Below are 7380 nucleotides of genomic sequence, written 5' to 3'. Positions count from 1 at the left end.
CTTGGGGATGATAGAGACATTCAGGAACGACCCCTTTTTTGTCATTCCCGAAATCTTTTATCGGGAATCCAGAGGTTTTCAAATACTTATGGACCCCGGCTTAAAGATTGCCGGGGTGACTAATAAGGGGCAATAGAGACATTCAGGAACGAGAGATAACGGAATGATAAATACATTCAGGGGTGACGGACTTGAAAATCCCACCTTTCAAAACCATCGGCAAAATTTTTAGCTTTTACTTCCTTACCTTCCCCACCGGCATAATGTAGAGAGGCGCTTCCTCCGGAGGTAAAGAAAGCACCCGGGCAACTTCCTCATCATAAAAAGCACCGATAGCTACCGTTCCCAACCCCAGTGCTTCAGCCTGCAGGTAGACATTTTGCGCTGCATGTCCTATCTCTATGTGGACATAGCGAATTCCTCGCTCTCCATACTTTACAGTGGTTCTCTCATAAATTGCAGCGAAAACCAAAGATACTGGAGCTCCCCGGATAGCCCCCTGAGAAAGAGCAGCACGGTAAAGCTCCCCTCTTCTATCCCCTTCCAGCACTTTCTCTATGGCGTGTCCTTGAGGGTAGTAGCGGTAAACCCCCGGGGTTAATTCTTCCACTTTCCCTACTACTGCATAAATCACCAGAGGATAAAGCGCTCCCGCTGATGGTGCAGCAAGAAAACCCTGATTTTTTTCTGTTATCCCCTGGGCAGAAAATAGAATTTGAGAAAGCTCACCCAGAGATAGTGCATCATCGAGAAAAGAGCGCACTGAGCGTCTTTTCAAAATAGCTTCTTCCACCGAAACCTCACCTCTCAACCCGGGTGAGGGCAGGATAATCCTTTCTCCACCTCCGCTTATTCCTGTCATCATTAACACCCCCCAAAATATCATTACTCCAGGGAATTTTCCCCACTTTTTCAAATTTCTCCCCCCCTTTTTATAATTAACCGTCATTGTGAGTCTTACCTGATGCGATACATAATAACAAACTATGAGAACCCCTCATGACCCCCAAAAAGCAAAAGACCACTGGAGAACTTATAGTATCCCTTGCTGCATGGCAATTTCCCGTTTTTTGACTTTTTTCGGGATACTATAATATCAAAGTAAAATCTCTCACCTGTTATTATCGTATCCCGAAAAGGAACTTCCCGCTTAAACGGCCAGGGGATGCTCCAGGCTTCATCGTTTTAATGAACCCGCTACTGGCCCCTCTTTTGCTCGAACAACCAATTAATTACAGTTTCATCCTCATAAGCGGGAATCCAGGAAGAGTGAGCACTCCACCCCTGAGATTCCAGATAGTCTTTGAGAAATTCAGTATATTTTGCTCTCCCCCCTCTTTCTGCCAGACTCCTCACCAGACTTCTGGAAAAAGCAACGGGAACCAGGGGGTCATCTTCAGCATGGAATGCCCAGATGGGTATATGTTTAATTCTATCTACCTTTTTCACCTCTCCTCCACCACACACAGGAATGGCTCCGGCAAAAAGATGAGGACTTTCCATTGTTATCGCCCAGGTTCCAAACCCCCCCATAGATAAGCCGGTAACGTATATTCTATCGCTATCTATATTGTGTTGAGAAACAAGATTTTCAATCAGATGAGGAAGGGCAAGCAGCTCAGGATTAGGCTCAAAAGGCTCTCCTCCTGAAAGCACTCCGGTCCAGCTGCTCTCCCGGGGGCATTGGGGAGCTAATACAAAAGAAGGGTGTAGTGCTTGATGCCCGGGTTGTGCCCAGACCACCGCTCCTTTGTTTGCTACCAACTGGATAAAATTGTCTCTTCCTCTTTCTCCTGCTCCGTGCAGGAATACTACCAGAGGATATTTTTTATCCGGATTAACATTCCGAGGGGCAAAAAATCGGTAGGGCACCTCCACCCCCGACCTTTCATCCCGGTATACAAAAGCTTGAAAATCATCAACGATTAGGTGCTTTTCATCGGTGTTTTGAAGGGTAAAAGGAGCGATGGTTTCCCCCTCAGGAGTTGTGATAGCTACTTTCTGAGTCACAGTATAAATTAGCTCCGGTCTTTCTGATAAAAACGTCTCCGAAGAAAAAACAAGAGTTTTAGCTACTGCCTCTTTGTGATCTAACTCTATAATGACAAATCTTCCTCGATTGGTAGAACATACCAGATCGAAAGAGGAGTTAGCGTATACTTTTTTGATGGTTCTCTCAACCGTTGTGTCTCCCACTTTTGCCTCCACCGCGTAGCTATCAGGAGTAAGATTGCTTCCGTCAATTTCAGAGTCATATTCCACCACTACCTCACTCACTCTTTCTCCCTCGGGAAAAATTCTGGTAAGCAGAGTAACTTTGTTCATTTCTTCTCCTCCTTTGAGTTTTTTTCATTATATCACCTCACTTATCTTCCTGTGATACTGTGATATAATGAAAAAGGAGGTGGAAGAATGGAAGTCCAGATAGGAAAGTGCCGCCTGATAATCAAACAGGGAGATATAACCGAAGAAGATACCGACGCCATAGTCAACGCTGCCAACTCTCGCCTCGCGGGAGGGGGAGGAGTAGATGGAGCAATTCACCGGGCAGGAGGCCCGAAAATTGCTGAAGAATGCCGGAAGATAGGAGGCTGCCCCACGGGAAAAGCAGTTATAACGAGCGGAGGGAACCTGCCTGCTTCATATGTCATCCACGCTGTGGGGCCAATTTACCGGGGTGGGAAAAATAACGAAGCCGAACTCCTGCGCAGTGCCTATATTTCCAGTCTCGAACTGGCCGATAAACACAACCTGCGTTCCGTGGCTTTTCCCTCTATATCCACCGGCGCCTACGGTTATCCCATAAAAGAAGCCTCTCGCATTGCCTTGCAGGCTATAATTGACTATTGCAAAAGTCATCCTCAAACTACATTAGAAGAGATTCGCTTTGTGCTCTTCACTCCTCAAGACAAGGAAGTCTACGTTCAGAGTTTAAAAGAGCTAATGGAAAACCTCTCTGACTAAAAATTCAGCGCACTGACGGAAGGCTTTAAAGCGGTGGCTGTGGCGATTTTTAAATTCAGAGCCTAACTCGGCAAAAGTCTTTCCCTCGGGGGGGAAGACAAAAACAGGGTCATAACCAAAACCCCCACTTCCCCGGGGTTCTTCGGCGATGTAGCCTTCACATACCCCCCGAAATATTTCTTCTCCCTCTTCCCACACCAAAGCCACCACACAAACAAAGCGAGCGGTGCGCTCTTCTTGCGGGACTCCTTGCAGAAGCTCTAAAAGGAGAGATATTTTATCCCCGGAAGAAGCATTCTCCCCCCCAAAGCGGGCCGAATATATCCCCGGCGCTCCACGAAGGTAGTCCACCTCTAACCCCGAGTCCTCTCCTAAAGAGATTTTACCTGTGTTTACAAACCCTGCCCGAGCTTTTATGAGAGCATTATGAGCGTAGCTTTCCCCTTTTTCTTCTACTTCCCCTATATCACAAACTTCATAAACGCTTCTCACCGAGATGGAAAAGGGGACGAAGATATCTTTTACTTCCTTTAGCTTCCCCTCATTCTTCGTAACTAAATATACCTCACCACTCAAGGCAGACCCCTTTTCAGGAGTTTTTTCTCTAAAACAATAATTTCTCCAACCCCTTTCTGGGCTAAATCTAAAAGGCGATTTAGTGTTTCCCGGGAAAAAGGGTCTCCTTCTGCTGTTCCCTGTACCTCTACCAAATCTCCACTGCCGGTCATCACGACATTCATGTCTACCTGAGCAGCAGAATCTTCTTCAAAAGCAAGATCCAGGAGTTCTTGCCCTCCCACTACTCCCACACTGATGGCTCCCAGATAATCTTTTACTATACCTCCGGAAGATAATATTCCCCGGTCCACGCAATTCCACAGAGCTTCAACCAGAGCAATAAAAGCACCGGTTATAGACCAGGTTCTTGTTCCCCCATCAGCCTGGATAACATCGCAATCGATCATGATGGTTCTCTCTCCCAGCCTCTCTAAATCAACTACCGAGCGCAGAGCTCTGCCCACCAATCTCTGGATTTCGTGGGTTCTTCCCCCCACCTGTCCCCTTATAGATTCTCGCAAACTACGGGTGGTGGTGGCACGGGGGCGCATAGAATATTCTGCAGTAATCCAGCCTTGCCCACTATTGCGCAAAAAAGGAGGAACCCTGTCTTCTACAGAAGCTGCACAAATAATGCGGTTGTTGCCCGCTTCCACTAAAACCGAGCCTTCGGCATATCGGAGATAATGGAGGCGTATCTCCACCGGCCTCAACTCATCAGGTTGACGACCATCCGGTCTTCCCCTCCAGGTTGCCCTGTCCTTTTTAAAATAAAAACTACCCAATTCCTGGAAATTATTGAACTTTTGCAATTAATCTTTCATCCCTTTCTAAAGGTTGAGAAATGTCTATATGACCACACAGAGTAGAAGTTTCCTCTCCATCGATTAATATTTTTACTTTCCTTATTTCTGGAAAAGCAGTCAAGGTGTCAATGATGGCATAAACGCTCAAAAGCTCCTGAGAAGTACCTCCTGATTGATTTTTAGCCATCTCTACACTCAAGTCTACATAAGCTATATCTCCTTCTAAAAACACCGCATTTAAACGAGTGGAAGGAGGTATGGGATTGTACAGAGAACGGTCTTTGGGGCCTTTTAACAATTCTTCTAATATTCTCTCCATCCACTTACTGTCTTTTTTTATTTTCCTCTTCTCTCCTACTAAAGCAGTAAAATCGGGGTTAGAAAAATAAAGAATTACCTCTTCTTCCTGAGAAGGTGGTAGTTTTCCTAATTCCTCCTCCGGGGGAAGAGTGACTCCGGGAGAGGGAGAGATTTCTGGAGGCTGCTGGTATCGCAAAATCATTTCTCCAAAATAAAGAACAGCAAAGAAAATAGCTAAACCCACAAGAACATAGAACCAGTTTGGCCAGGAAGATTCTTTTTCTTTATACTTTTTCCGAGGAGGAATTTGGTCTTGCATTTTATTCTCCTAAAAAGCTCTTAAATTTGGGGTTTCGACTAAAATCATCTACTGCCTGAGCAATAGCTTGAGCTATTTTTTCCTGAAAAGCAGAAGAAGCTAATTTTTTGGCTTCTTCTGCATTGCTCAAAAAGCCCACTTCAATCAGACAAGCTGGATAATACATACCGTCCAGAACCACCAGAGGTGCTTCTTTCAATCCTCGGTTTTTCTGCCCGGTAGTAGAAGAGATTTTTTCTGACATTATTTTGCCCAGCTCAGCACTGACTTCCCGACTGCTCTGGTAATAGGCAGAAGATAAGATATTGCCCACCCGGTTAGCGTCTGCTGCACTTCCTTCCTTCAAAAAAAGCTGATTTTCCCGGCTGGCCACATCTCCTGCTCCTTCTCCCCGGGGCTTCACCCCTCCCACAAACACCTCCACACCTGTAGTTTGAGGATTGGGAGAAGCATTGCAGTGGATGCTCAAGAAAACAAAAGGTCGGTGTTCATTAGCCACCCGATATCGGTCGTTCAAAGAAGGATAAACATCTTGAGAGCGAGTCAGAAAAACCTGGTAACCCTTACTTTCTAAAGCCGCCTTTACTTTCTGAGAAATAGCCAGCACCACGTCTTTCTCCTTATAGCCATTGTACACACAGCCAGGGTCATTTCCTCCATGACCGGGGTCTATAACCACCACTTTAGTGTTAACCTCGTTATAGGAAAGGCCGGAAGCTTCCTGAGGAGTGGTGGGAGTAGGTTTAACTGTAGGTGATGCTCGAGGAGTGGTAGTTGGCTTTACCTCCGGCGATGCTTCTACTCTGGCCTCCACCAGAGAAACCAGATCAAAGTAGATTCGAGGATTATCTCCGGGCAACTTCTTTTCCTCTTTAACCTGTATCGGATTCTGCATCCAGATATTGACTCTTAAGCCATCAGCAGTTTTTGTTACCTCTATACGGTCTATTCTCCCATCACCCACTGCGATAGAAGATGTAGGTTGTCGCCAGTCACAGTTCAAAAGCTCAACGGCTATTCTATTCTCCTCGCGGTCTATACGGTAAGAATAAGAGGGAACTCCCCCTTGAAAATCAAAAGTAACCCTGGTTCTCATCTCTTCCGGATAAGGATGGAAGCGAATTCCAGAAAGGATAAAGAAAGAATCTCTTTCCCTCTCAGGAAGGGGAGAAAAAGACGGCTCCGGAGAGGGGGTAAGAGAAGGAGAGGGGACAGAAGAAACAGAAGAAGCAAAAGAAAAAAGCTGGCCTAAAAGGTCTAAAGAGACAAAAGGAGCGTTGCCTTCTATGAACACTTCTCCATCTAAGGGGACCTCTCTTCCATCATGCACTGCCACTCCCTTATCCAGAGAAAGAACCCAGGCTGTACCTTTAAAACCTAAATTTATTTTATTCATAATGGGAGAATAATAAACAATCCCCCCTATTTCCCGAAACAACTCCTCTACATTTACATAAGTCCTACCCTGGCGAACTCTAACCTCTGCCCCAGAATAGAAAGACTCTTCTCCCCAGTTTATCTCAACCTGAGCCCCCAGAGAAAAAAGGGGAAGAAGAGAAAAGAACAAAAAAAGAATAAAAACCTTTCCCTTAAAAGGGAGCACCCTCTTCCCCGTCATCTTTCTCCAGGGGAATATCTTCCAGCTCTCCCAGCGGGCTTTCTCCGCCTTCATAGACAAACGGTTCTGCCTCCTCCATTTCAAAATTTGCTCCCAACCCACTAAACTCTTCTACTTCCTCTTGCACCGCTCCTCGAGGAGGGCTCAAAAATTGAACATTATCCGCTCTAATTTCATAGGAGATACGACGGTTACCTTCGCGATCTTCCCAGGAACTGGAACGTAACTCTCCCATCACTGCCACCCGACTACCCTTGTGGAGGTAACGAGCACAAATCTCTGCCAGCTTGGACCAGGCAGCCACAGTGATATAGGTAACATCCTTCACCATCCCCTGCTTCCCTGAATAACTACGATTCATAGCGATACTGAATCGACAAACCGGTGTTCCCTGGGGGGTATAACGTAAATCGGGCTCCTTGGTTAAATTCCCGATTCCAAAAAAACAATTAATATCTCGAGCCATCAGAAAACATCCCCCTATTTCATCGAAAATTATTCTGTATATGAGTTTAACACATTATTCTTCATTCTCAAATAGAGAAGAAATTTTTTTCTTTAATTATATGGAGATATAAGAGCTAAATCCACTTATCACTTCCTCTTTTTTATCGCCACAATGACCGCCCTCGTCCGTCACCCCTGAATGCCTCTATTGTCCCGTTGTCCGTCATTCCTGAGTGTCTCTATCAGGAATCTTTATAATGGGAGGGGACACGCCCTATCCTTCCCAATAGAAGGACAAAGGGGAAAAAGCAAAAACGCGGATTCCCGACTAAAGATTTCGGGAATGACGGAGGGGGGTCATTCCTGAG

At 45.7% G+C, this 7380-nt stretch carries 8 protein-coding genes; 1 reads left to right on the top strand and 7 read right to left on the bottom strand.

Translation table 11 applies throughout. From position 1 onward, the window contains the following. Positions 1-235 precede the first annotated feature (235 nt). A complete protein-coding gene (locus GXZ17_RS08285) occupies positions 236-916 on the bottom strand; it encodes a SagB/ThcOx family dehydrogenase (protein WP_409376817.1) in 681 nt (226 codons plus the stop codon). Between the two features lie 281 nt (positions 917-1197). Then, positions 1198-2325, bottom strand: coding sequence for a prolyl oligopeptidase family serine peptidase (locus tag GXZ17_RS08280; protein ID WP_409376816.1), 1128 nt, complete (start codon positions 2323-2325; stop codon positions 1198-1200). Between the two features lie 87 nt (positions 2326-2412). Here GXZ17_RS08280 and GXZ17_RS08275 point away from each other — a divergent pair, with 87 nt between their 5' ends. Continuing rightward, entirely contained in the window at positions 2413-2964 is a 552-nt protein-coding gene (locus GXZ17_RS08275) for an O-acetyl-ADP-ribose deacetylase (RefSeq protein ID WP_409376815.1), read from the top strand. Here GXZ17_RS08275 and rdgB read toward each other — a convergent pair. The 5 genes from rdgB to GXZ17_RS08250 are packed head-to-tail and all read right to left on the bottom strand — an operon-like array spanning position 2941 to position 7031. Beyond that, the gene (gene rdgB / locus GXZ17_RS08270) at positions 2941-3540 is read right to left on the bottom strand and encodes an RdgB/HAM1 family non-canonical purine NTP pyrophosphatase (protein ID WP_409376814.1); all 600 of its coding nucleotides are present in this window, start codon (positions 3538-3540) and stop codon (positions 2941-2943) included. The two genes, GXZ17_RS08275 and rdgB, sit on opposite strands and share 24 nt — an antisense overlap. Then, the gene (rph, locus tag GXZ17_RS08265; protein WP_409376819.1) at positions 3537-4307 is read right to left on the bottom strand and encodes a ribonuclease PH; all 771 of its coding nucleotides are present in this window, start codon (positions 4305-4307) and stop codon (positions 3537-3539) included. Before rph ends, rdgB begins: the two co-directional genes overlap by 4 nt. Positions 4308-4317: 10 nt before the next feature. After that, positions 4318-4947 carry a GerMN domain-containing protein gene (locus GXZ17_RS08260; RefSeq protein ID WP_409376813.1) on the bottom strand — a complete coding sequence of 210 codons (630 nt, stop codon included), beginning with the start codon at positions 4945-4947 and terminating at the stop codon, positions 4318-4320. Position 4948: 1 nt separating this feature from the next. Then, on the bottom strand, positions 4949-6619 hold the full coding sequence (locus tag GXZ17_RS08255; RefSeq protein WP_409376818.1) for an N-acetylmuramoyl-L-alanine amidase: 1671 nt from the start codon (positions 6617-6619) through the stop codon (positions 4949-4951). After that, entirely contained in the window at positions 6537-7031 is a 495-nt protein-coding gene (locus GXZ17_RS08250; protein WP_409376812.1) for a single-stranded DNA-binding protein, read from the bottom strand. Before GXZ17_RS08250 ends, GXZ17_RS08255 begins: the two co-directional genes overlap by 83 nt. Positions 7032-7380: the final 349 nt, after the last annotated feature.

Origin of the sequence: Candidatus Sordicultor fermentans, from assembly GCF_012728195.1 — a bacterium.
In the GTDB taxonomy this organism is placed as follows: domain Bacteria; phylum Atribacterota; class Atribacteria; order Atribacterales; family Caldatribacteriaceae; genus Sordicultor; species Sordicultor fermentans.
Note: the sequence above shows the minus strand (reverse complement) of the source record. Positions and strands in the feature narration are given on the sequence as shown.